The 1,035-nt window shown below is 47.0% G+C and carries 1 pseudogene; it reads right to left on the bottom strand.

What is annotated here, in order from left to right:
* Window positions 1–652: 652 nt before the first annotated feature.
* Window positions 653–1,035 (bottom strand): annotated as a pseudogene (locus GEI7105_RS29555) (calcium-binding protein); the annotation flags it as partial.

Below are 1,035 nucleotides of genomic sequence, written 5' to 3'. Positions count from 1 at the left end.
GTGGGAACAGTTTAACTTGCCCATTCCTCAACCGATTTTTCTCTAAGATGTCATTTTTACCCGAATTTTTCTTTTTTCTCGGTCTTAATCCCTAACCAACTCCCGACTAATTTCATCCCCTTCTCGTGCTACTTGGCGTACTACAAGTTGAAGTGCGGAATGTGGGCTGAAACCCTTGTTAGAAAAGAGATCGCCGTATTAACAGGGTTGGCCGCAAAATCCCAGATCGGTAAATGGTTGTCGGAGATCCCCGGCATCTTGGGCCGGGGATCTGGCTCGAGTCTCAATACAGGTTTTATGTGTTTTGTCAATCCCAGATCTCGAAAAGTTTTCTGCACCACTTAGGGAGTAATGCTACTTGGGTTTTTGAATTCTTACCACGAAAGGATTGTGACCGATCCGCATCATACGGAATCCGAATCTCAACGCTTCGACTCCGCTCAGCGTTGAGTCCGAGCGGAGTCGAGGACTCAAATACTGGTTTTGCCTAACCTGACAAGCCCCTCTATCCCCCCAACCATCCCCCCAACCCCCCTTTCAAAGGGGGGCGAAGGGGGGATAGGGGGCGAAGGGGGGATGTGGTGAAGACTTCTTGAAACCGAGCCGATCGGGAACAGATTCCGTATCATGAGAGTGCAGAACGACCCAAAAGCTATTCCAGTAATTTGTAGGTAAATCTCACAGACTCTCCCCAATTCCGGATAAACCAAGGCTGAAAATGTTGAATTTCTAAAAAGTTGGCATTTTTGAAATCTGGCTTATATATCCGAAACTGTTCCATGAGTTTTCCGGTAGCGCAAGTTTCGAGCGGCCCGATAAACTGGCGATCGAACGTCATAAAACTGGAGCTGTCTGTCCAAGATGCCAACTGTCTTCGGTTGAGAAAAAAACATCCAGAATGGGGATTTCGCGCCCGGACGATGCGAATCGGACTCCCGAGAAACCGACCGATAATTTCTGTATTTTCAGTAAAATTATGAACGTCGTCCTTGCGAAGAGGCAAAATACTTTCAAAATCTGCATCGACATAAACTT

It is taken from the genome of Baaleninema simplex PCC 7105 (assembly GCF_000332355.1).
Classification (GTDB): domain Bacteria; phylum Cyanobacteriota; class Cyanobacteriia; order Cyanobacteriales; family Geitlerinemataceae; genus Baaleninema; species Baaleninema simplex.
Note: the sequence above shows the minus strand (reverse complement) of the source record. Positions and strands in the feature narration are given on the sequence as shown.